This window comes from Leptolyngbya sp. GB1-A1 (assembly GCF_039962475.1).
In the GTDB taxonomy this organism is placed as follows: Bacteria; Cyanobacteriota; Cyanobacteriia; order Elainellales; family Elainellaceae; genus Leptolyngbya_A.
In genome coordinates, this window is the sequence record NZ_JAMPLI010000066.1 from 1 (window position 1) to 21,898 (window position 21,898).

The 21,898-nt window shown below is 47.9% G+C and carries 20 protein-coding genes and 2 pseudogenes; 7 read left to right on the plus strand and 15 right to left on the minus strand.

What is annotated here, in order from left to right; genetic code table 11:
* Positions 1-112: 112 nt before the first annotated feature.
* The 3 genes and pseudogenes from NDI45_RS27845 to NDI45_RS27855 all read right to left on the minus strand — a co-directional run.
* A pseudogene (locus tag NDI45_RS27845) lies at positions 113-345 on the minus strand (transposase); the annotation flags it as partial.
* Positions 346-468: 123 nt separating this feature from the next.
* Positions 469-642: pseudogene (locus NDI45_RS27850) on the minus strand (transposase); the annotation flags it as partial.
* Positions 643-700: 58 nt separating this feature from the next.
* Positions 701-5,764, minus strand: coding sequence for a thioester reductase domain-containing protein (locus NDI45_RS27855; RefSeq protein WP_348249694.1), 5,064 nt, complete (start codon positions 5,762-5,764; stop codon positions 701-703).
* 723 nt (positions 5,765-6,487) lie between these two features.
* Here NDI45_RS27855 and NDI45_RS27860 point away from each other — a divergent pair.
* The 4 genes from NDI45_RS27860 (at position 6,488) to NDI45_RS27875 (ending at position 11,101) form a co-directional block, all read left to right on the plus strand.
* Positions 6,488-7,240: a lysophospholipid acyltransferase family protein gene (locus NDI45_RS27860; RefSeq protein WP_348249695.1), complete on the plus strand. Its 753-nt coding sequence runs from the start codon at positions 6,488-6,490 to the stop codon at positions 7,238-7,240.
* Between the two features lie 5 nt (positions 7,241-7,245).
* Positions 7,246-7,872 (plus strand): HAD family hydrolase, encoded by a 627-nt coding sequence (locus tag NDI45_RS27865; RefSeq protein WP_348249696.1) that lies wholly within the window; start codon positions 7,246-7,248, stop codon positions 7,870-7,872.
* A 66-nt stretch (positions 7,873-7,938) separates the two neighbouring features.
* Positions 7,939-9,705, plus strand: coding sequence for an FAD-binding oxidoreductase (locus NDI45_RS27870; RefSeq protein ID WP_348249697.1), 1,767 nt, complete (start codon positions 7,939-7,941; stop codon positions 9,703-9,705).
* Positions 9,706-9,859: 154 nt separating this feature from the next.
* Positions 9,860-11,101: an aminotransferase class I/II-fold pyridoxal phosphate-dependent enzyme gene (locus NDI45_RS27875; protein WP_348249698.1), complete on the plus strand. Its 1,242-nt coding sequence runs from the start codon at positions 9,860-9,862 to the stop codon at positions 11,099-11,101.
* A 369-nt stretch (positions 11,102-11,470) separates the two neighbouring features.
* On the opposite strand, the gene NDI45_RS27880 is transcribed toward NDI45_RS27875, so the two are convergent.
* Positions 11,471-12,300, minus strand: a protein-coding gene (locus NDI45_RS27880) for an IS1 family transposase (RefSeq protein ID WP_348249699.1) whose coding sequence is annotated in 2 segments (ribosomal slippage) — positions 11,471-11,956 and positions 11,959-12,300 — 828 coding nt in all. Because the reading frame shifts where the segments join, the coding sequence is not laid out codon by codon here.
* A gap of 576 nt (positions 12,301-12,876) precedes the next feature.
* On the opposite strand from NDI45_RS27880, the gene NDI45_RS27885 reads away from it, so the two are divergent.
* Positions 12,877-14,058, plus strand: coding sequence for an integrase (locus tag NDI45_RS27885; protein ID WP_348249700.1), 1,182 nt, complete (start codon positions 12,877-12,879; stop codon positions 14,056-14,058).
* Here the strand turns inward: NDI45_RS27885 and NDI45_RS27890 are convergent.
* From NDI45_RS27890 to NDI45_RS27935, 10 genes are all read right to left on the minus strand, one after another.
* Positions 14,006-14,272: a hypothetical protein gene (locus NDI45_RS27890; protein WP_190794880.1), complete on the minus strand. Its 267-nt coding sequence runs from the start codon at positions 14,270-14,272 to the stop codon at positions 14,006-14,008. The two genes, NDI45_RS27885 and NDI45_RS27890, sit on opposite strands and share 53 nt — an antisense overlap.
* 211 nt (positions 14,273-14,483) lie before the next feature.
* The gene (locus NDI45_RS27895) at positions 14,484-14,975 is read right to left on the minus strand and encodes an ASCH domain-containing protein (protein ID WP_190794881.1); all 492 of its coding nucleotides are present in this window, start codon (positions 14,973-14,975) and stop codon (positions 14,484-14,486) included.
* Complete coding sequence (locus NDI45_RS27900) at positions 14,972-15,289, minus strand: hypothetical protein (RefSeq protein WP_190794882.1); 318 nt, start codon at positions 15,287-15,289, stop codon at positions 14,972-14,974. Before NDI45_RS27900 ends, NDI45_RS27895 begins: the two co-directional genes overlap by 4 nt.
* A 42-nt stretch (positions 15,290-15,331) precedes the next feature.
* Positions 15,332-15,709 carry a hypothetical protein gene (locus tag NDI45_RS27905; protein ID WP_190794883.1) on the minus strand — a complete coding sequence of 126 codons (378 nt, stop codon included), beginning with the start codon at positions 15,707-15,709 and terminating at the stop codon, positions 15,332-15,334.
* A 54-nt stretch (positions 15,710-15,763) separates the two neighbouring features.
* A complete protein-coding gene (locus tag NDI45_RS27910; protein ID WP_348249701.1) occupies positions 15,764-16,153 on the minus strand; it encodes a hypothetical protein in 390 nt (129 codons plus the stop codon).
* A gap of 79 nt (positions 16,154-16,232) precedes the next feature.
* The gene (locus tag NDI45_RS27915; protein ID WP_348249702.1) at positions 16,233-16,643 is read right to left on the minus strand and encodes a hypothetical protein; all 411 of its coding nucleotides are present in this window, start codon (positions 16,641-16,643) and stop codon (positions 16,233-16,235) included.
* The gene (locus tag NDI45_RS27920; protein ID WP_348249703.1) at positions 16,640-17,176 is read right to left on the minus strand and encodes a hypothetical protein; all 537 of its coding nucleotides are present in this window, start codon (positions 17,174-17,176) and stop codon (positions 16,640-16,642) included. Before NDI45_RS27920 ends, NDI45_RS27915 begins: the two co-directional genes overlap by 4 nt.
* Positions 17,177-17,235: 59 nt before the next feature.
* Positions 17,236-17,430 (minus strand): hypothetical protein, encoded by a 195-nt coding sequence (locus NDI45_RS27925; RefSeq protein ID WP_348249704.1) that lies wholly within the window; start codon positions 17,428-17,430, stop codon positions 17,236-17,238.
* A 377-nt stretch (positions 17,431-17,807) separates the two neighbouring features.
* Positions 17,808-18,074 (minus strand): hypothetical protein, encoded by a 267-nt coding sequence (locus NDI45_RS27930; RefSeq protein WP_348249705.1) that lies wholly within the window; start codon positions 18,072-18,074, stop codon positions 17,808-17,810.
* Between the two features lie 484 nt (positions 18,075-18,558).
* Entirely contained in the window at positions 18,559-19,449 is an 891-nt protein-coding gene (locus NDI45_RS27935) for an AraC family transcriptional regulator (RefSeq protein ID WP_190794885.1), read from the minus strand.
* A 200-nt stretch (positions 19,450-19,649) separates the two neighbouring features.
* On the opposite strand from NDI45_RS27935, the gene NDI45_RS27940 reads away from it, so the two are divergent.
* The gene (locus NDI45_RS27940) at positions 19,650-20,033 is read left to right on the plus strand and encodes a nuclear transport factor 2 family protein (protein ID WP_348249706.1); all 384 of its coding nucleotides are present in this window, start codon (positions 19,650-19,652) and stop codon (positions 20,031-20,033) included.
* A 117-nt stretch (positions 20,034-20,150) separates the two neighbouring features.
* Here the strand turns inward: NDI45_RS27940 and NDI45_RS27945 are convergent, their stop codons facing one another.
* Positions 20,151-20,597: a hypothetical protein gene (locus NDI45_RS27945; RefSeq protein ID WP_348249707.1), complete on the minus strand. Its 447-nt coding sequence runs from the start codon at positions 20,595-20,597 to the stop codon at positions 20,151-20,153.
* 780 nt (positions 20,598-21,377) lie between these two features.
* Here NDI45_RS27945 and NDI45_RS27950 point away from each other — a divergent pair.
* Positions 21,378-21,806 (plus strand): hypothetical protein, encoded by a 429-nt coding sequence (locus tag NDI45_RS27950; RefSeq protein ID WP_348249708.1) that lies wholly within the window; start codon positions 21,378-21,380, stop codon positions 21,804-21,806.
* Positions 21,807-21,898: the final 92 nt, after the last annotated feature.

Sequence of the window (21,898 nt, forward strand, 5' to 3'; positions counted from 1 at the left end):
GAAGTAATCTCAAGTCGTCTTTGCTCTCTTGAATGTTGATTTTGCAAACGCCAACCATACTCGTTAGCCCTCAATTCTCCTCCTCCCATCTGTAGCATATAAAAATTGAATCGATATTAGGAATGTTAACGGGTTTAGTCCGAAAGTAATCGAGATTACGGCTCAATAGTTCAATTAACCCTTGGGCATCTGAAACATTGGCTTTAGTGCAGTGGGTGAAGCAGGGAAACTCTAGAGTATCAATGGCAAGATGACGTTTAATGCCATTGGTGCACTTGTAGTGACAAAATCCCTTGGAGACAATGCTTACGTTGCAGTGTTTTTGACAGCTTGCGAGTCAATCATGAGTAAACGTGTCCATTTCGTTTTTTTTACGTTGGCTCGGGCTTGTCCATGCAGTGTTACCAAGATGCGCTCAAGTACCCCATCAGAGCACCATTGTTTGTCGTGCCAGAAAACCGTGGAATAAGGCGGTAAGTCTTTGGGCAAGCCACACCAATTGCAGCCGTTTTTGAGTGGATAGAAGATGCCATCGAGGATTTGCCGGTTGCTCCACTTCGGGGGTCGCGTTTTCTGCTTCTGAGGTAACAAGGGTTCGATGAGTTCCCACTCTTTGTCAGTTAAGCTGCTGGAGTATGGCATTTATTTTCCAGCTTAGCTCGCCATCAAAGATCCAAGATGGGTTCTATAAAGGAACGACTTATTTCTGAAGAAGAGATGAGGTTGGAATACTCAGTCCTGTCAATTTCCTTCTGCTGACAGGAACCTCTAGGAAGCCGCGATCGATGAAATAGTTAAAGTACGTTTGCAGGAGTGAATCAGACAGGACAGGACAGGAAATATCGCTCTCGGCAAGTGCTTGAAGGGTTTGTTGACAGTTAAAATCAGGCTTAAAGGATTGTTGATAGAGTTCCAGAATGGTGAGGGAGTGCTCTGACCAGGGTTTGAGGAAGAAAGGACGGAGCGGGTAGAGCGGATTATTCTGGCAGAGCGTCAGCTGCTTAATTTCAGCCTGCCAATTGCGATAAGACAATCGCTGGAGCGAATAGCCAAACGATCGCATCCAATCAAACAAATCATTCCAGGGTAGAGACTGGGGATTCATCAGGTGAAAGGTTTGATTTAGTTGGGTAGATTGCAGGGACAGATGGGCGATCGCTCCGCTCACATAATCAACCGGAGATAAATCGAGCAGCAACTCCAGATCGGGCGCACTTCCCATCTGAATACAGCCCTTGAAAATGCGGCACATAAAATCATCGGTGTACCAGCTTCCCCGGCGGCTATGTCCCGAAATGAGCGGCGATCGATAAATGTTTACCGGAATACCCCGATCGCGGGCGGCAAGTACCAGTTGTTCAGCTACCCATTTGCTCTGGGAATAGCCCATAAAGATACTTTCACTATGTTTGGGTCGATCGGTCTCTGTGACTACCTTTCCGGCGTAGATGAGTGATTCGTAGGCAGCTACCGTGGAAACATAGTGAACGGGTTTCACCTGACCTCGACTTGCCAGCCGCAACACTTCCTGGGTGCCCAGCACGTTACTGGCCTTCAGTTCAGAATAGGCGTAGACAAAATTCAGGTAGGCGGCACTGTGGTAAATTGAATCGAATAAATCCGCGTAGGCAATAAATTGATCTTCCGTCCAGCCAAAGTACGGTTTTTCCAGATCGCCCAGAATTGGCACGATGCGATCGCTGTACTGCCCATGCCAGATACCGTAACCCTCCAGGTTCTTAATAATTCGCGCTTTGCCCTGCTCCGGATTGCTGGCTCGTACCAGGCAGTATATCTGCGCTTGAGTTTGCTGTAGCAAATCGTTCAGCAGAAATGCGCCTAGAAATCCAGTGGCTCCAGTGAGGAAAATCGCCTTTGGATGAGCAACATCGGTCAATATACTGTTGATTGCCCAAATAGCAGGCTGAATGCTGGGATCGAGTGCTGCCTCGGCTTGCAGGTCGAGCGATGAAGTTCCTGGTGCAGAATTTTGAACTTCTGTGGCTAAATACTCTGCTAGGGCAGCGATCGTGGGAATTTGCCAGAGCAGACTGCTGTCTAAAATCGCAGGCAAACTTAGCTCGTTTTCCATAGCCTGAATAAATTCCTGTACGGTGACGGAATCCAGCCCATAGTTTAACGGCGATTCCTCTGGCAAAACGGCTTCAGCCCTAAATCCCAGACGTTCTCCAATCCAGCGCTGTATCCACGCCTGAATCGATGCCATAGTTTCGCTGGCTTGGGGTTTCGGCTCATCGAGCAGTCTTTCAGGCTGTGATACCGGATGAATTGCAGGGGGATTCATCTCCTTCTGAAGCAGGGGGTCGCGATCGCGATTTTCACCAGCCATCATCTGTTCCGTATCTCCAATCGCACTGCTGTACTCAGCTGTTAACTGCGTGATTAGATCCACTGACAGAAAGACCGCTTCAGCAGGATTGTTCGTTTCCGCTAATTTTTTTTCAAACTGAAGCTGTGCCCAGGTTGCGGCTCGGCTAAACTTCGGATTTGAGAGACTGCGCCAGCGGCTTACGCTCCACAAAACTGCCCAAGTTGTCAGCTCACCTACAAGTCCCGATGCCCACTGTGCTTTGGTCATGCGATCGTCTAGATTGGATCGGCTCTGATAACGGTGATGGATTTGTTCTGCCGCCAATTGTAGTTGTTCAGCAATATCATCTCCCTGAAATTCCCGCAGGAATTGCAGCAGATCTGTCAACTGATTCATCACCCGTGAACCCAGGAAATAATTTAACGCTTCGGTTGGTCCTTCTAAAATTCGCAGAATCCGCGCGTCGCGTAGGAGTTGAGGGGCAATATTGGTTTCGATATAGCCTCGACCTCCCAAAATCTGTACGAGCTGGTCGGTTGCCTGCCAGAAGAACTCAGTAGCAGCAGTCTTACAAACGGTGTAGGCTTCAACAGGAACCGTCATACCCGTATCTAGCCGTTCTGCGATCGTAGAAACTAACGCTTCGGTTGCCGCGATCGCTGCCGTCAAGTCATTGAGACGCATCAGCGTCACAGAATTTTCTAGCAGTCTGCCGGAGGAAATCGTTCGGCGATCGGCGTAGCGCATCATCAGCTGGGCGCAGCGTTTCATGCCGCCAATGCAGTTTGCTGCAATGCTAAGTCGTCCGTACATCATGGCATCCTGCGCCACAGTCATTCCTGCACCTGCCGTTCCTAGCAATTGCCCCGCCTCCACGGGCACGCCTTCCAGAAACACAGTATTCTGTACCATGCCTCGCATTCCCATCGTGAGGGCTTCCGGTCCCTGCCGCAGTCCAGGTACGTTTTGACGGAGGGTAAAGGCACTCATGCCAATTGTTTTGCCCTGATCGTTTTGCTGCTTCACAAACACATTCAGCACACCTGCCCAAGCAGCAGAACCACTCCAAATCTTTGTCCCATAAAGATGCCAGTGATCGCCTCCCACAGGAATGGCTTGAGCCGCGATCGCCTGAGGATTTGATCCGGCACCAGGTTCAGTAATGGCAAACGCACCAAGTTCTCGTCCTGCAGCAAGCATTGGCAGCAGTTCAGCTTTGAGTGCTTTGGAGCCGTAGTGGAGGATGGGACGAATTCCCAGCACGTTGTTGAGAGCGGTGAACAGTGCCAGCGTTTGATCGATTGCGCCAATCTGCTCGAAGATGCGAAGCGTGCTGCAATGGCTAAGGGCAATGCCGCCATAACTTTCAGGCACCTGCATTCCTAAAAGTCCCTGGTTGCCAAAATCCAGGACGATATAGGGCGGAATCGATCGTCGCTCATCGATCAACTGGGAGTTAATGCGCGTTGCATTGTAGTCCCGCAGCCAATGAACTAACTCATCTGCTTTCGCCTGGGTTGGATCATCGCTAGGCGGATTGAGTTGAGCCGGAGCCGCTGAATTGATGCTGGCCATATGCGGAATGGACAGTCTCGACTCTGCAATCGCTTCCAGTGTCTCTGCCAGGAAACTTGCCCGACAAGCTCGCCGCTGAATCTTGCCGCTGGAGGTTTTGAGGATACTGCCCGTTTGCAGCAGCAGAATGGCATAGACTTGCAGCTCGTGGTGTTCGGCGACCGACTGTCGAATTTGCCAGAATACCTCCTCGGTGTCGAGGGGCTGACGAGTTGCTGGATCATTACCCGGATCAACCTCCACCTGACGACGATCCTGCTGTCTGCAATCAACTGAGACAGGCTGCTGCTTCTGCCGTCGAATCCGATAGCGCCGCTCTACCTCTGCTACCACGACCAGCCGTTCTTCCCCTTCGACCTCCACTGAAAATGCTGCACTACAGGAGGGCCGAATCGAAGGATGGCTTTTTTCAACGGTAGTTTCAATATCTTGCGGATAGTGATTTCGTCCCCGAACGATCACCACATCCTTCAAACGACCTGTGACATACAGCTCACCGTTGCGTAAAAAGCCTAAATCTCCGGTGCGTAGAAATGGACCTGCGCCCGTATCTTTTAGATAGGCATGAAACGTTTCTTCCGTTGCCTGCGGATTTTGCCAGTAGCCTTGGGCAACGCTCGCTCCCGACACCCAAATTTCTCCAATTTCGTTCTCCGGACAGCTTGTCAGATGTTCTGGATGGGCAATAGCAATTTCAGCATCTAGCCAGGTTCGCCCGCAGCCAACAATCGTCCGACTCGGCTGTTCTATCCCGGCTTCAATGACCCGGTTCTGCTCTAACGCCGCTATTTCTGCATTGCAATAGATTGGTTTCTCGTGAACCAGGCCCCCCGAAATCATTAGCGTCGCTTCTGCCATGCCATAGCAGGGATAGAAATACTCCGCCCGAAATCCGCAAGGTTCAAAGGCTGCAATAAATTGGTCAATGGTCGATCGTCGGATGGGTTCAGCGCCGCAATAGGCATTCGTCCAGCTGCTTAGATCGAGCGATCGCTTCTGATCCTCAGTGATTTTGTGAGTGCATAGCTCGTAGGCAAAATTCGGTGCACCGCTGTGGGTAGCACGATAGCGAGAAATGGTTTGCAGCCAGCGAATGGGTTTCTGCAGGAATGCAGTGGGCGGCATGAGAATGCCAAGAATACCGGAATAGATAGGCTGTAATAGCCCTTCAATCAAACCCATGTCATGGAAATTAGGCAACCAAGTGACGGAAATTCCCTCGTCTGTGATGCCAAACGCCTGTTTCATGTACGCCAGGTTATGGAGCAAATTGTGATGGCTAACCATCACCCCTTTAGGATTGCCCGTTGAGCCAGAGGTGTACTGCAAAAAGGCTAAAGTATCAGGCTGTACTGCTGGCACCTGCCATGTTTCAATTTTCGCTTTCCCAGTTCGCTCCGGGCTAATTTCATCTGTGGTGATCCATCTCATCGAGGCAAGATCGGGTGCATCCTCAAAGCGTTGTTCAATTCCAGAAAAAATCGTGCCGGTTGTTAAAACGATCGTGGCTCCAGCGTCCGCGATAATCGTGTTCAAACGATTGATCGATCGATTGGGACGAGGCGGATTAGCAGGAACGGCAATGATTCCGGCGTACAAACATCCAAAAAAAGCCGCAATAAATTCTAAGCCAGAGGGATAGATAAGCAGAGCGCGATCGCCAAACTGCGAACAGTTTTGGAGCTGCGTGGCAATCGCTTGCGCTAGGGCATCGAGTTCCTGATAGGTCAGCCGTCCCGTTTCTTCTTCCCCTTCCTGTAGAAAGGCAAACGCGCATTGTCGAGGTTGGGTAAGAGCGCGATGTCGCAGCAGCTCAACCAGCGTAGAAAACTGCGATTCGTTTTTTTGAGAGGACATAATCTGCTGCGACATATTTTTTGCCGTCAAAACAATAAGCTTTGGAAATAACTTTTCTTGTCATTTCTATAAGCAATAGAAAACCTTAGAAAACTGCTATAACAACAGCTTAGTCAATTCAAGATTGAATCTTTTCATCAAGGCTGAAGTTAACAAAGAATACACCGCTTTCTAAGGCGTTACATACCGAACACTGTTACATTAGATACTACCAACACCAAACTCGTTATAGTCAATACCTTTGATAAAACCTGTATTTAACGAAACGTATAAAGCAGTTGAGCCCAAATTAGTAGCAAGAACACATTTATAAAGTCCTCCTATAGTTTTATAGGAAAAAGTACCAATTTCCTAAGTGAAATTGCTGAATTAAATTTTTCATAAAAATTTTTTTGTGGGAAGTTACGCATTCTTCTTTTTATCTTTTAGTTCATGATGTGACGTGAGAAATTCAGGACTGCTCAGTACAAAATCAGAACCATCCAGAAAGTGACATTCTTTACAAGAACATCAGCATTTTCCTTACCAGAAAATTAAACTTCTACAAAAGTTTGAGAAATCTATAATGAGCCTTTTTGATTTTTGGACGGGGTTCAGGGGTGAAACCTCTGCCCTCTGTTCACAGGCAATTTGCGAACGCTATAGCTTGAATTTATCTGTTGACGATAGTGCTTACCAGTGAAGCCAACCTGAATCTTACGTCAAGCAAAACAAGAGTGATGAATGTTAGTTGACTCTGGAAAGAATCTAAACTCATCTCATGGTGGAAGCTTAAGCTCAACCCTCCAGGAGGCCGGATTAAACCTTGTTCAGCAAGGACTACAAAGCTGTATTTGGCACAGCGGAAAATTCGTCCTGGAAACTGGCTTTCGGCTCCAATGTCAGGGAAGAGAATATTTGCCAGAACATCAGCCCTATATCATCGCAGCGAACCATGCTAGCCATCTGGACGGTCCAGCAATTATTGCGGCGTATGGCAAACCGCTCACCACAATTTATAGTTTGGCAGCCAGAGATTATTTTTTCGATCGCCCCACCAAGCAATGGATTTCTGGCAAACTGCTGAACCTCATTCCCTGTAATCGCGGCAGCTTTTTTCGAGATTGCCTGCCGATCTGCAAGGAGATCCTGACTCAGAATAAAACCATTCTCATCTTTCCAGAAGGCACCCGATCTGCAACGGGAGAACTGCAAGCTTTTAAGGCTGGTTTTGGTTTTTTGGCGTTAAAGCTTGGCGTTCCCATCGTACCTGCCTACATTGCGGGTAGCTATCAGGCTTTACCCAAAGGGCAACGCTTTCCGCGCAGATGTTCCATTAATGTCACTTTTGGGAAACTTCTGGGTATCGAATCGTATCCGGTCGGGGAGGGGCGAGCCAGCAACCGACAACTTTATCAGGAAATTGCTGATGATGTGCGTTCTGCAATCGTGAATTTACAGGAGCAGCGTTTTTGCTCATTGGAGAATCTGAATTAACGATCATGGACTCAAAACAGCCTGTCGCAATCTTTGACTTCGATGGAACATTGACCAATCAGGATAGCTTCCTGCCTTTTCTGCGCTGGACTCACAGCCAAAAATCGGTTTGGACAGGCTTGTACAGGTGCAGTTCAACAGTGATGTCGTACCTGTTAGGGCGATGTTCTAATCGGGACATTACTGAAAAACTATTAACCCAGTTTTATCAAGGTTGGTCGAGCGAAACGCTGCAAACGCTGGCGATTGGATTTGCCCATCAAGACTTACCCAAGCTCATTAACCCTGAAGCGATCGCGCAGTTGAAATGGCATCAGGAACAGGGGCATCAGGTGATTCTAGTCAGTGCTGCCTTAGAAATTTATCTTCAACCATGGGCTGAAATGATGCACATCGACAAAACCCTGGCGAATCGTTTGGAAATTCATCAGGGAACCATTACGGGTAAGTTACAGGAAGAAAATTGCTATGGATTTGAGAAAGAAAAACAGCTCAGGCAGCTTTTGGGCGATCTAAGCCACTACTATCTCTATGCCTATGGTGACAGTAAAGCCGATCGTCACGTATTGGCGATCGCTGATGAACCGTATTACCGAAAATTCAAGGGTAATCAGCGCATCATGATTCGCTAATAGAAATCAATTAGACATAAAGACGAGTTCTATTCATTACAAAACAAATTGATTGGGAAATAGAAAATGGTCAAGCAAGAAACATCTCAAGCGAATCAAACTGACAATAAACAGTGGGAACATAAATGGGGCTTTGCGGATACGGAATTTACTGTGAACGACGATCGCTCCGTCACCCTGACCGGAAACCGCTATCCTTTGTGCGGGCTGAAGCTGCCCGGATTTCTGCCCTACATGGAAAAAGCCCTGGGTGTTGCCATCGATTGGGATAATCCGCGTCAGGAGGTAGTGAATAAGCCGATCGCGCCGCCGCACCAGAATGAGTCTTTTTGCGCTGAGATTGCGGAACGCTTTCCCTCACGCTGTTTTTCCCAGGAAGATGGGGATCGGCTGCGCCATAGCCATGGATATACCATGATCGATGAAACGAATAAGGTGCTGTACGATCGCTTAGAACGAGCAGCGGATATGGTGTTTTACTGTGAATCCGAGAGCGATGTCCAAACCTTAGTTCAACTTGCAGTCAGGCATAATGTTTGTCTGGTTCCCTATGGTGGGGGCACCAGCGTCAGTGGGGCACTAATTCTGCCTTCTGAAGAGGACCGCATGATCGTGGTCGTGGACACCACCCGAATGAATCAGGTTGAATGGATCGATCAAAAGAATGGTCGAGCCTGCGTGCAGGCAGGAATCACTGGCAGGCATTTAGAAGAAGCCTTGCAAAAGGAAGGATTTACGTCTGGACACGAACCCGACAGCCGCGAATTTTCCACCTTGGGTGGATGGATCGCGACTAACTGTAGCGGCATGAAAAAGAATCGTTACGGAAACATCGAAGATATTGTTGAAACAATTAATGTTGTCACACCAGCCGGAATTCTGACTCAGCAGTTTCCCAGCCCCCGGTCATCCATGGGAATGCAGTTGCAGGACTTATGCTTTGGCAGTGAAGGTAATCTGGGTCTGATTACAAAGGCAGTCATTCGGATTCGTCCGCTGCCCGAGGTCCAGAAATACGGCTCTCTAATCTTTTCGAACTTCAGCCAGGGTGTTGCTTTTCTTCAGCAGTTGTCTCAGACGAATTTCATTCCTGCCAGCATCCGATTGGTTGACAACGATCAATTTCAATGGGGACAGTCAATTAAACCGAAACTAACCGGATTTGCGGCATTTGTCGATCGGCTCCAAAAACTCTATCTTTTCAAGGTATTAAAGTTTTCTCCGCAAGAGCTTGTTGCTGCAACGCTGCTGATGGAAGGCTCTAAAGAAGAAGTTGCCTATCAAGAAAAGAATATTTATGCCTTAGCCAAAAAGTATGGTGGGGTTGTAGGCGGATCTTCCAACGGCCAACGGGGCTATCTTCTCACTTATACAATCGCTTACATCGGTCAGTTCATCCTGAAATTCAACCTGTTTGGGGAAACATTTGAGACAACCGTTTCGTGGGACAAGATCGAGGCGGTGCGTGAGGCAGTCAGAGAAGAACTCGAATCGCAGCATCAGCAGTTTAATCTGCCAGCGAAGCCTTACATCTGCTCTCGCGTGACGCAGGTGTATGCAACAGGCGTTTGTATGTATTTCACGATCCTGCTGTATACCAAGGGGGTTGATCACGCACCGGAGGTCTTTAATCAGATTTACGGATCACTCCGGCAAAGAGTCATGGAGCATGGTGGATCAATTTCCCATCATCATGGGGTGGGTAAAATCCGCAAGAAGTTTATGCAGTCTATTGTTTCACCAACAAGTATTGTGCTGCTGAAAAAGCTGAAGGAAGCCAGCGATCCATTAAATACCTTTGGAATTCGCAATAATTTGTTTGGCTTAGATTGAGCTTGATGCAAGCCTTTTCCAGGCTAAGTCTGTACAAAAAACAGAATGCGGGGGCGGAACCTTCTACAAAGGAGCAGCCCCCTGCCGTCTCGTACCTCCTTCCCCTAATTGATGTTCAATGTTCGATCGTTTCATACAGAATTAAACAGTAAAGATGTCGAACCGCTTTTGCTTATACCCAAGAATTAATTTAGACATCGGTTTTGCCGACTTGCTTTTTTCCCTTTCCTCTTTGGTCTATCCATTCAAGCAAGAGGAGCCTAAGATTCTTCAGCAATTTGCTCAGAATGATAAGCAGGTATTAGTCACTCTATCAGTGAGAACCGCTTTTGATCTGTTATTGCAAGCTTTAGATTTGCCGGAAGGGTCAGAAGTACTGATGAGTGCAGTCACTATTCCAGATATGGTGGAGATTGTTAAATCTCACGGTTTGGTTCCAGTTGCAATCAACATTTCTATAGACACACTCGCACCTGATATTGATGCATTAGAGCAAAAGATTACTGATAAAACGAAGTTAATTTTAATTGCACATTTATACGGTACAGTTCTAGATTTAACAGCCGTCATTCAAATTGCAAGAAAGTATAATATTTTGCTGATTGAGGATTGCGCCCAGGCTTTTTGGGGAGACAAGTATTGTGGCGATCGCCAAGCAGATGTCAGCCTATTTAGTTTTGGACCCATAAAATCCTGTACTGCATTGGGCAGCGCAATTGCCTGTGTAGGCGATCGCGAATTAGCTAACAAAATGCTGGCAATTCAGGCTCAATACCCCTGCAAAAGCAAGTTCTGGTTTTTCAGAAGAGTTCTTAAATACCTTTTCTTGAAACTACTGACCCTTCCAAGAATATATTTTCTTCTCATGGTAGTAGTCAATGCTTTGGGCTTTAAGCTTGATGCCATGATTAGCATTCTGCTGCGTAACTTCTCTAAAGGAGATCTCCACAGCAAAATTCGGTATCTTCCTCCCCAGAAAATGGTCGATCTGTTGTGGCATCGATTGAATAATTATGACAATGAAGCATTCGAGCAACGAGCAAAAAGAGCGCGTTTTGTTCTAGCTCTGTTTTCAGACAAAATTAATTATCCTGGCGTACAGGCTACCAATCATTCATTCTGGTTAGTTCCTATATTTGTGGCTAATCCTGTACTTTTGATCAATATCCTTAGAAATCATGGCTTTGATGCCACTACAGGCAATACCAGCCTGGTTCATATTGGAAATGATTCGACGCAAAATATACAAAAGAACACATTGCTGGAAAAGCACCTGAAGCAACAGATTTTATACCTGCCTATTTCCGAATACCTGTCAGAAATAGCACTGACTGATATGGCAGACTTGGTCAGGGAAAACGCATCTCCGACAACTCCTTTTCTTGATAGGATTTAGGGAGCTCAGTTTCACTTTCAACAACGCAATCAGCCTTGAAAATGAGATTTTTGGGTTCGTTCCACTCGATCAACTCTCATATTTACACGCCATATTTTTATAATTATCTGAATTAGTGGCTGTGTGACGAACACATTTCTATCTTCGTTGCATCTTAGTTTTGTAGCTTGCCGGAAGGTCAGCCGATCGCACATCTGTTCATCTGATCCATACACTCGGTATTCCAAAGCTTGGCATTTGGAAGTTCTTATAAATTAGTTCTGGTTCTGAAGGCAGCCTTGAATTTGCCAGGATCGCAACTGCTAAATTCCTGTATCTTATAGGTTATAAATTGTTAACCCTTATCAGGAAACTAAATTTGGTAGTGCGTCAAATTAATGTGGAATAGGTGGCAATGGCGTGCCAACTCCGTGATCGCATTGTTAATCCTGCTCGCTGTGCAGTTGTGGTTTTGAAGCGGCTGTGCTGCCAAATCCAGTTGAAGTAACTGACGACTAACCGTGTCATCACTTTAGTTTGCTCCCACACCTTGCCAAACTTATTCTGTCGTCGATGCCATCTTCCGGTTTGCTGCCGCAGAATTCCATTGGTGCGCTCTAATCGCTGTGTTCTATCCTTGCCAATATGATGTTGGATCTCATCGGGTAAAACCCGTTCGTATCCGCCCCAGTCATCGGTGTTGAACTGTGTGCATTCGGTCTTTCCTTCGGTGTTGATAACTAATCGCTCAATCAGTTCATCAGTGTGTTTGCCCACGCAAGCAGCGAGAATCAAGCCACTGGAACAGGCAAGGCTCAAAGCAATCCAACAATCTCCCCGGTTCAATTCCCTGGTTGTGCGTTGCTTCTGTTTTTTGCCACAAATGACCACATTTCATCCGCACTGACTTCCTGGGTTTCGACCGCTTGCACCACTTGGTTATGGATCAGTTGTGCTTTTTGACTAGCAGCTCTCACAATGCTCACAACGGTGTTGTAGGCAAGTCCAACCGTTCGACTAATCCCTCTCAAACTACTGCCTTCGCTGTGGGCTTGTAGAACTTGTCTGATTTGTTCACGGCTGACATGGCGACGGTAATACAAACTGTCGAACGATTCCGAGAAGGTTTGATGGCAAGCAGGACAGAGATAGCGTTGATGACCGTTAGGCATCTTGCCATGTCGATGGGCTTTGACATAACCACACAGAGGGCATTCCATCACCTGTTTCCAATTGAGCAGCCTCTTTACTCTACCAATCCCACATCATATTGACGCACTACCCTAAATTTGAGCAAGACAGAATTTTCTGGTAATCATAGCGTTGAGGGTAAAATCATTCTAACGAAATGACACGTAATCCTTCGCCTAATCCGGGAAAGCTTGAAACCGTTTATACACAGATGTTTCAGATGCTAATACGATAAAATGACATAGAATCCTTTAGCGATCGCAGAAAACGCTACAGTTCTTTCAGAGCAGGAGTTTCAAGCAACGACCAACGGAATGACATTTATTCCTTCGGTAGCCCCACGAAATGACAAGTAATTCTTCAGTGTCGTTTTCTTCAAAAACTGACGACTAAAAAACCTAAAAGTCCTACTCTATACAGCTTTGAGGCAAAAATTGATTGTGACATTCATTTCTTCGGTTGTGACACTTACTCCTTCGCTCTACATCGTCCAAAACCCTTGATGGATCATTGTTCTGGGGATGATCCAGTTTGTGTCAGGTCATATCAGACCGCGTCAGGTTGTGCCATAATCTGTCATCGATTTGTACACAGTTTTGTACCCAGTGGAAATCGACAAACGGATCAACCAGGCAAACGGAAGACTGAAGGCAGCTCTGATCAAAGTAGCGATCGAGCGGCGTGGCGGAACATTATCTCTGCGGGCAAACCTGCCAGGGAAGGATGGCAGGAAGGCACATCGGCAGAAGATTTCTCTTGGGGTAAAAGCTACCCCAGCAGGACTACAGTATGCGGAACGAAGGGCGCGAGAACTAGCTAACGATCTGGATGCTGATCGGTTTGATTGGGCAAACTGGCTCCGTGGTGAAGATGATTCTGACTCAAAATCTACAAGCTGTGCCCAGTGGATAGAACGATACGAGCAGGCATACTGGAACCGACGCGATCGCAATGGGCAAACTCAAACAACTTGGGACAAAGACTATCGCACAACATTCAACAAGCTCCCAGCAGAAGAACCGTTATCCCCAGAACTGCTACTTCAGATAATTGAGTCTACCCCTGCTGATTCACGCAATCGTAAACGCACAGTGCAAGTGCTGGCACGGCTGGCAAAGTTTGCAGGGTTGCAAGTTGATTTTAGTCATCTCGTCGGCTCTTACTCTGCACATCGTGTGAATCCGCGATCGTTACCATCGGATAGCCTGATTGTGCAAGTTATGAATGAACTCAAACATGAAGGCTGGCGTTGGGTTCTGGGGATGATGGCAACATACGGATTGAGAAATCATGAAGTATTTATTGCTGACTTATCAGAGTTTCCAGTGGTGATTGCGCCGGATACAAATAAGACCAAGCAGGAAAGATTTGTTTATCCGCTTTATCCCGAATGGGCTGAGGTATGGCAATTAGAAAATAGGAAGCTGCCAGACTTCCAGCAGTTTGAACAGCTTTCCAATTCCCAGCGTGGGACAAAGGTATCGAACGAGTTTTACGATCGCAAGATTCCCTTTAAGCCCTATGATTTGCGCCACTGCTATGCAAGGCGATGCTTTGAATTTTCGCCACCGCCAGACCTTGCAGCCGGACTAATGGGACACAGCATTCAGGTTCACATTAAAACCTATCGTGCCTGGATCGATAAGGCTACTTATCGCCGCGCCTATGAAGCATTGATTAACCGGGACAATCGCCCGCTGTCGCCTGGTTCTCCTTCAGTTTCACCTGCTGAAACTACCGGAAAGCTGCCGGGGTCGCTCGCAATTTATTCACCTCAGTCAGGTTGATTTTAATGATGCGTTTCCCCGAATTAAGGGGGCGATCGTCAATCCAATGGATACCTTCTACCCATTCCTTCGTTTTATCAATCCGCCGGATAATGCTGCTGCGGGAGTACCCTTCACCAAGCCGCTTAGATGCCTCCGCGATCGTCACTAGTTCAGAATCGGAGGGCAGGGTAGCTTTGGGTTTAGGAGTGCGCTTGGCAGGAGTCTTAGTCATGGGTTCAGTGAGTTAGTGAGTAGACAGCTGGGGGATAGTTCAGAAATTACAAATCATTCACGTAGGGCTTTGGCCATCTGTGATCGCGTCATCTGCGCTCGTAAGGTGTACTGTGTTCGCTTAACTCGTAGTTTTAATGTCGGTGGCTGCTCTGGCTGTTCCTTATTCCAAGTCGTCTCAGCAGATAGCTTGACTCACCCATCCGTATCGCTCATACCGTCCTCCCTACCTGTTCAATGATTTCTCTGGGTGCGTCCAGCAGCTTCCCCTGGCGCGACTTAAAGGGAATTGGGTTGGGCAGCGGTCTAACATCATCCAGCCGTAGGGCAAAGCGCCCCACTTCCCAAAAGCCAACCGATCGCTCCAGCTCGGTCTGTTCGTTGATGAAGCGATTGGTCATCTTCAAGCAATCTGCGAGCTGAGAGGTTGCGATGATTTGCCCATAAGTGTTCTGTGGATCCAGGGGATGAACATTCCATCCTGCCTCGCGAGAGGACTCAAGGGTGAAAAACTGACTCCGATCAACGCCTCCTAGTACCAATGCATTCCAAAAAACAGCCATTGTCTCAACGGTTGCTTTGGTCTTGGCTGCATGGATCAGCAGCTCTCCCCGATAATCCGTTAACCAGTGCCGGGTTTCGTATTTCTTTAGCCCCAACGCAATGAGCGAAGCCCAGGGCTGATGGAGTGTAATGATCTTCATGGCTTTGAGGTCTCCGTGCGGTGAGGTTTGGGCTGCTTCGTAATCGCGGCTAGAATCTCATCCCCAGAACAGCGATTGTCAACCATTGCTCGAATCTGGCGAATCTGACTGACCGGGATATAAGTGGATCGCTTCCTGCCGTCGTCCATCCAGCAGTAGTAATAGGACACTGAGGGATTCTTGCGCTTGAGATTCCCCTCTCGTTCCTCGATCCAGCCCACCGCTTTTCCTTTAGGAGAGTATCGCCGCTTCCGCTTTCCGTCCGTTTGCTGCGGCTGTACTGGAGATGATAGTACAGAAGAATTCCCTTTCACTCCGAAGGGTCGGCTGACCAGCTTCAGGTGCTTGAACTCAACCTAACTTTTGTAGGAATGTCCCTCGTCGATACTGGCTCCGCTGCCCAGAAGGCGATCGATCGTGCCCTGGGGTGTAGTTCTACCAGAGTGATACTGGACAACATCACCGACTTGGAAGGGTAATAAATCCTCGATCGTATGTGGCTGCTCGATGCCGCTACCGTAATCGCCCCGGATCACAGGCTCTATCCCAAAAACCTCCGTCCGGGTCACTATTGCTGATCCTGAACGGGTGGCGATCGTACTCCCTGGCTCTGGAGTGGGTATGGCTGTTCTGGGGATAACGATTGTAAGAGAAGGCTTATCCCAGTCCGGATCGTATCCTTCCAGGTCAGGAGGCTTGGCTGTCACATATTGGCTTGTGTCGAATAGTTCCATTGGTACTGCTCTCCCTAATTTTGCTGATTTAGGTTGAGACAGTGGGCGATGCCTTCAGAGATGAGGCGATCGTAGTTCAGCTCTGGATTCTCGTCTAGTGCCCTGCGTAGCAGCCTGTAGAGAGGGGCTGGTATCTCGGCCAATACTATCATTTCCATCGGTAGATGCTCCTGTAAGGCGAATTCCTAGTTCCTGGGCGCGTTGTTTTACCGTAGTAGAGAGCGGCTTCTGCTGGTCCTGGCAGTGCCTGATCAAACCCATCAAGCTTTCTCGCTCATCAAAAAATTTAGGCGGCGGAACGGGCGGCGGAAGATCAGTCTGTGCCGTGCACTGCTGGTGCTTATAGAATTCCTCTTCCCAATACTCCCGATCCTTCTCTAGTACCCCGATCGCATAGGCTCTGGGCTGCTTAATTCCCTCGGTTCCCTTAATTCGTCCGATCACAAAATTCAGTAGCTCTCTCTCTGAGGTGGGCGGGGGGCTATCTGAGAGAGTCTGAATAGTCTGAGAGATCTGAGGCGATCTAGAACCTTTGTCTGGAGTTCGGCGATCGGTTTTCCAAAACCTCGGACTGGCTTCCTAAATTTCGGAATTCGTTCCTAGATTTCGGACTGGCTTCCGATTCTTCGGACTGGTTTCCGAAATTTCGGACTATCCTCTGTCCGCGCAAATTTCTGAATCGGAGGTGAATCGGTTGCGTGTCGAAGAGTTCAAGCTTCTGGAACTTAGCAAGTGCTGCATAGAAAGTAGACTTGCTCATCCTGCATTCCCGCATGACGGCTTTCGGGTCGGATAGCTCTTGATAGCGATCGCCGAAGGGGTCAAGCGTGACCAGGTAGCCCCATAGCCTCCACTCTGCTGCAGTCAGTGGTGGATCGAGTCTTCGCAGTAGCTTTGCAGCTTGAGGAGTGAAGGGGTAGAACGTTTCGCTCATCCGTCCTCCTCGGTCGTTACGACTACACCTAAGTCACTGCATGTCGAGCGAATGGCAATCAGCTTCAGCGGGTCTGCTGTGCCAAACAAATGAATCTGCTTCCGGTGTTCTGGATAGAAGCCGCTATAGGCAAGAACTTGACCCAGTGCAGATTCCCAGTCGTTGATGTGCTTGACTTCAATCAGTTCGGTATCAGTCAGCAAATCAATTCGACCTGTAGCCGTCTTGACTTTGACCGGTCCGCCTAGCTCCTGGTGGAGGCGATCGTGCACCTGCTGTTCTGGGTTGTCTTGTTGCCTAAAGTTGACGTATGAGGTGGCATCAATAAAGCCCTTATCGTGCAGCGATCGGAGTGCCTTAGAGACTGTGCCTTTGCTCAGTTCAACGGCAGCGATGTCAATCACCTTCAGATCGAGCTGGCCTTCGGCAAAGGGGTCAAGGGTTCTGAGGTAGTAGAGAACGGCTATCTCTGCGGGTTTGAGCTGCCGTAAAACCGTGAGCCATTCCTCACCAGTGAGCTGATAGAAGGTCATGACTCACCCTCCACCGCTATAGGAAATGCCCAGGTCAGCACAGATCGCTCGAATGGCAGTTAGCTGGAGCAGGCTGACCTCACCAAACAAATCAATCCGCTTGCGATACGCTTGATGAGGCAGTACAGATACCCTGCTGGCGTGAGCAGTCCGTTTCCGGGGTCGTTGTACAGCCTCTCGTAAAGCACTTCATAGCAAGGCTTGCGCTTTTGCCGTTCTAGACGGTGCGCTTCTGGTTTATTTTCTTTTGTCACAGAATTGATCTTGGTTGATTAGCCTCCATCCGTACTGGAAGGGGGTGCTTCATTTAGCAGGGTGTGTCTAGGAGTCAGGCAGAGCGGGTCTGAAGCTGCTGTAACCGCTGAAAAATTTTTGGATGCGTTGACAGAAGAGGCACGCAAATATATGTTGCTGCTGGTGCTGCGTCCTCTTGATTCATCCGTGCCGCTGCCGGATACTAAGCCTCCTGCTTAATAAGTAGAGACGGATAAATGGGAATGGACGAGAAAAATCCTGTAGGCTGTTCTGGGGATAACGGAGCTTGAGGTGTAAGGCTGTAGGCGCTTACCCCAGGAGGGAACTGCTTCGCATCTCCCGCTGATTTGAATTTTCAAGGCGTAACTCTGTATTTCTAGAGCTTCACGTCCTGATGGGATATCCAACGGATAATGCTTTCTCCGCCAAGGGCTTTAACAATGTCGTCGTTGGTCTGCTGGCTCTTAGGCTCTGGTTCTTTCAAGGCTTTTCTGAGGGAGGATTCTAAGCCCTGTATAGTAGGAGGTTCCTCGCCTCGCTCTTTCCGAATGCAAATGATCTCCTGAGCGAGTCGATAGAGTGTCCAGCCTAGCTCCTGCATCCTCGCCTCGTAGATTTCCTTCCGTCCCATGAGCCTATTCATACAGTCTCTTTGCACTATAAAGAATAGCCTATGGGGGCGGTAGGTTGTCGGTCAGTTAGTCTTTATCGTAAAGGTCTAAACCTAAACCACATTTGGCGGCTCGTCTGAATGCCATTGATTCTGCATTACTAGAAGGATCACCATAGCTGGCACAATCTAGTAATTCCTGTCCGCTGGCTGTCCTGGTAAAGTCCCCCTCTTGCGCGTGAATGATCCAGTGATACAAAGCAGATAAAGCTACAAGGAGGAGCAGAGTGCTGTCTAGAACTTAGGTTTGATGGAGAAGTACAGGGGAAACAGGTAGATTTCCGACCTCAGTTGCCGCTTGTTATGAATTGGTAGCATAAAGTCACCACCTAACAAGTTGCTATACCGGAACGATGAGGCTGGTTGGTTGTTCGAGAGGTTGTCTACGTCCGGTAAGCTTAGTTGTTAGGCTTACATCTTGCAGTGCGTAGATTGTGACCCCAAAATCCACTTTGGATCATCGCTTTTGATAAGCTTTGGGTGTCACCCCTGTCATTTGACGGAAGACTTTTGTTAGATGAGTTTGATTTGCAAAGCCACAATCTAGAGCAATGTCGCTAATTGAAATTGCTTGCTGTTTCAGTAATTGCTTGGCTCGTTCCACACGTTGTTGCATCAAATACTGATAGGGCGCAATCCCCACCGATTGCTTGAAGGATCGGCTAAACTGGGATTCGCTCATGCTAGTCAGGCTTGCCAAATCCAAAATCGATAAATCTTGTGCCAAATTCTCCTTTATGTAATCAATGGCTCGCTCCAACTGTGATTGGGGTAAACCGTTGGCTTTAAACTCAAGCGAAGGTTTGCTGACTGCATAGTTCTGCAACAAACGAGCGGCAAGAGCTGTTCCCAATGACTCGCCATACAACCTGCCAGACATACAACCCGTTTGGATTTCCGTCTTGAGCGCGAGGGCTAATTGCTGGATTACCGGATCATCAATCGAAAACTGTGGAATCAGTTCTATTTCATGCTGCATCAATTCCTGAGTGGTTTGATTCAACAATGTTGGACAAATCGCAATCACCGAAAACTCGACTTCCTGATCCCAGCTTGTCCAACGACTTAGAAATGCTGGGATAACATCTACGCGACCGTTACCGTGGGCGTAGTGTTTAAATTTGCCGTCCAAACGACGCTCTGCCTGAAAGCAACTTTTGGGGTCTGTGATCACCAGTGAATGTTGTAGAAGGCAATGCTCCACCGTTTTGTGGGGAGGATGGCAGTAGTGGATGAAAGTTAACCCTTTCCATCCCGTATGATAGCTAGCAACTAGGGGTGTTTGTGGCAGCACTCGCGCTGCTTCCTGCTGGTTTGTAAGATCAAGTGTGGAGGTTGCATGATTCATGATGGGCTTTAACCCAGTCAAGATTTCACATCCCAAGCAGGATTAGGATAATTTTAGCAGAATTGGATGAGACGGCAGGTTGAGGCTAAGACTATTGTAGGGTGTCCACAAAAGGCGATAGTAGCGAGCATCCCAATAGAAGGGAGAAAATTCGTCCAATAGCAAGTTAGACACTGTCCCATCTCTTTCACCTACTTCTTATGCCAGATCAACCTGCACCAGAAATTGAGCTGCTACGCACAGCGTATGTCGCCTTTAACGCGCGTGACATTGATGCCGCCCTCGCCCTCATGACTCCCGACGTGCATTGGCCGAGAGCCTTCAAAGGTGGTTTTGTCTATGGACCTGAAGCAGTCCGCGCTTACTGGACAGAGCAGTGGAACGAGATCGATGGCCACGTCGAGCCGGTTGCCTTTCACCTAGAGGATGATGGGCAGATCTTGGTCGAGGTGCATCAGGTCGTGCGCGATCTGGACGGAACCGTACTTGCCGATGAGCACGTCGGCCACCGTTTCACCATTGAGCATGGCTTGATTCAAGGCATGGAAGTCTGTCCACTTCCATCGTCCAACCCTGGTGCCTAACAAGCGCAATGCACCGGAACTTTAAAGTATGGTGGTGAGTACCAGATGTTATTTGAGTCCGGTGATTGTGAACGTTGTGCTGCTATTGCCTGATGGTACGTTTCTATTCGTAAGCCTCTAACGGGCTAAAATTTCCCGATTTGCCCTTTCCTTCTCGCCTTCAAGGACGATTGGATCAAAGTTAACTTTGATCGTTTGCGCTATTTTCTTGCCATTGACAATCTCCTCGAAGGAGCCGGATGGAAAGTTGCAGTATCCTCGAAGTTCACTGATCAGTTTTCCACGGATATAGTCTCTCGCAAAACAATTTGCGTTGCTACCGGAGATGATAACCGTCCGAAACTGATCCCCAGCCCACAGCAAGCTTTTATCAACTGTCAGTTCAACAACAATTCGATTATCAGTTTTTCCTGTGCCCAAATCATTGTTAAAGACTTGTGTACTGAGAGGTTCTGGACTGCCGTTGTTGAAGGTGATTTGCCCTTCGGTAGTAGTGCGGACGGCAGGCAAGCAACCAGATAGAAGAATTAGAACGGACGAGAGCACCAATCCTAGTTTGTTCATTTTTGCTTAGTTCACGGCCTTTTCGCTATATGTGTCCTAACACATAAAATCTACTCACCTTTCTCTAAAAACATCATCAAATCTGTGACACTGCTATTTGTGGTCACGTTTATCCGGAGACACTCAATAGCTCGGTATTGTAGAAAAGACTTTCCGCGCCGGTATTTGACAACTTGTGAGGTTGCACAAGCTTAAAGTGAACTATCACATCTCATCAGCATTTCTGGATGTCGATCAATTTCCCTAAATCAAATAACGGTGCATGGAATATTTCTTTTGCCATCTCTCACCCAACAGAAGTGTATGTAAAGCTCGAAGATTAGTGACCTTGACAGCAGCATAACAACGCTGTTGGAGCAGACTGAATCAATCTGTTGGTGCGAATGCAAAGCTTATGAACAGTAGCTGAACAGCACTGTTATCTCGCTCCGCACCAAGGTGTTGCACTCGTCCATCAGTTTGGTTGGCACAGCAGCAAACACCGCGTTAATGACCGGTTGTGACAGTGGTTTGAGGTTGATTGAAAAGTGGTAAAGCAGTGCCAAGAGCGATCGGGTGTGACGGTGATTGAGGGCGATCGAGTGAGAGTGAGAGTGAGAGGTTGAGAGGTTGAGAGGTTGAGGGGCGGTATCAAGATAACTGTAATGCAGGCGGGCTGCTGGTAGGGCGATCGGTGTTGTAGTTTAGGATATTGGCAGCCACTGATTTTTGCCCTTAGCGGCTCGTTTTCCCCATACTTGTGTACTGTTTCAATCCCGTAGCAATTCCCATAATGGACATATGACTCAACGCGTTCGTAGAGTAGCCATCCTCATCATTGTCACCCTTATCATCATTGGCATCATTCACAGTGGCACGCGCTGGTTATTTGGCAAATCCGTTTTCTCGTCAAGGAGTCAACAGGTGCAGAATTTGGAAACAGTATTCGCGATGATTGAGCAATACCGTGTTACCGATTATCGGAATCAGGATTGGTGCAAGAACATAGCCTACGCTGGTGGTCAATTCTCCGAGACAACGCATCCCGCAACCTGTAATCTCTTTGCGGGTCCGGCACCGTCCTTTACGCCCCCCGCGACAGCAGTTTTCAATTCCATTACCCAAGTGCTGCATCAATCAGGGGTTCGTATTGCGATTTTTGACGCGGACTTCACGCAGCGGGTCGTATTCGCTCTGCTCGATTCGATATTATTAACCTGGCAAGTATAGAGAGTGCATAAGGTCAGGCAGCATAAGCAATGGCAGGATGTTTAAAGTACCGCACGATGCGCCCCGGCAACTTCTGAAGCTTATGCAGATGA

Coding starts and splice junctions, on each gene's coding strand:
- NDI45_RS27855 (WP_348249694.1), bottom strand. CDS start 5,764: ATGTCCTCTCAAAAAAACGAATCGCAGTTTTCTACGCTGGTTGAGCTG.
- NDI45_RS27950 (WP_348249708.1), top strand. CDS start 21,378: ATGACTCAACGCGTTCGTAGAGTAGCCATCCTCATCATTGTCACCCTT.
- NDI45_RS27875 (WP_348249698.1), top strand. CDS start 9,860: ATGTCGAACCGCTTTTGCTTATACCCAAGAATTAATTTAGACATCGGT.
- NDI45_RS27920 (WP_348249703.1), bottom strand. CDS start 17,176: ATGACCTTCTATCAGCTCACTGGTGAGGAATGGCTCACGGTTTTACGG.
- NDI45_RS27935 (WP_190794885.1), bottom strand. CDS start 19,449: ATGAATCATGCAACCTCCACACTTGATCTTACAAACCAGCAGGAAGCA.
- NDI45_RS27940 (WP_348249706.1), top strand. CDS start 19,650: ATGCCAGATCAACCTGCACCAGAAATTGAGCTGCTACGCACAGCGTAT.
- NDI45_RS27930 (WP_348249705.1), bottom strand. CDS start 18,074: ATGAATAGGCTCATGGGACGGAAGGAAATCTACGAGGCGAGGATGCAG.
- NDI45_RS27860 (WP_348249695.1), top strand. CDS start 6,488: ATGTTAGTTGACTCTGGAAAGAATCTAAACTCATCTCATGGTGGAAGC.
- NDI45_RS27945 (WP_348249707.1), bottom strand. CDS start 20,597: ATGAACAAACTAGGATTGGTGCTCTCGTCCGTTCTAATTCTTCTATCT.
- NDI45_RS27915 (WP_348249702.1), bottom strand. CDS start 16,643: ATGAGCGAAACGTTCTACCCCTTCACTCCTCAAGCTGCAAAGCTACTG.
- NDI45_RS27890 (WP_190794880.1), bottom strand. CDS start 14,272: ATGACTAAGACTCCTGCCAAGCGCACTCCTAAACCCAAAGCTACCCTG.
- NDI45_RS27865 (WP_348249696.1), top strand. CDS start 7,246: ATGGACTCAAAACAGCCTGTCGCAATCTTTGACTTCGATGGAACATTG.
- NDI45_RS27895 (WP_190794881.1), bottom strand. CDS start 14,975: ATGAAGATCATTACACTCCATCAGCCCTGGGCTTCGCTCATTGCGTTG.
- NDI45_RS27905 (WP_190794883.1), bottom strand. CDS start 15,709: ATGGAACTATTCGACACAAGCCAATATGTGACAGCCAAGCCTCCTGAC.
- NDI45_RS27870 (WP_348249697.1), top strand. CDS start 7,939: ATGGTCAAGCAAGAAACATCTCAAGCGAATCAAACTGACAATAAACAG.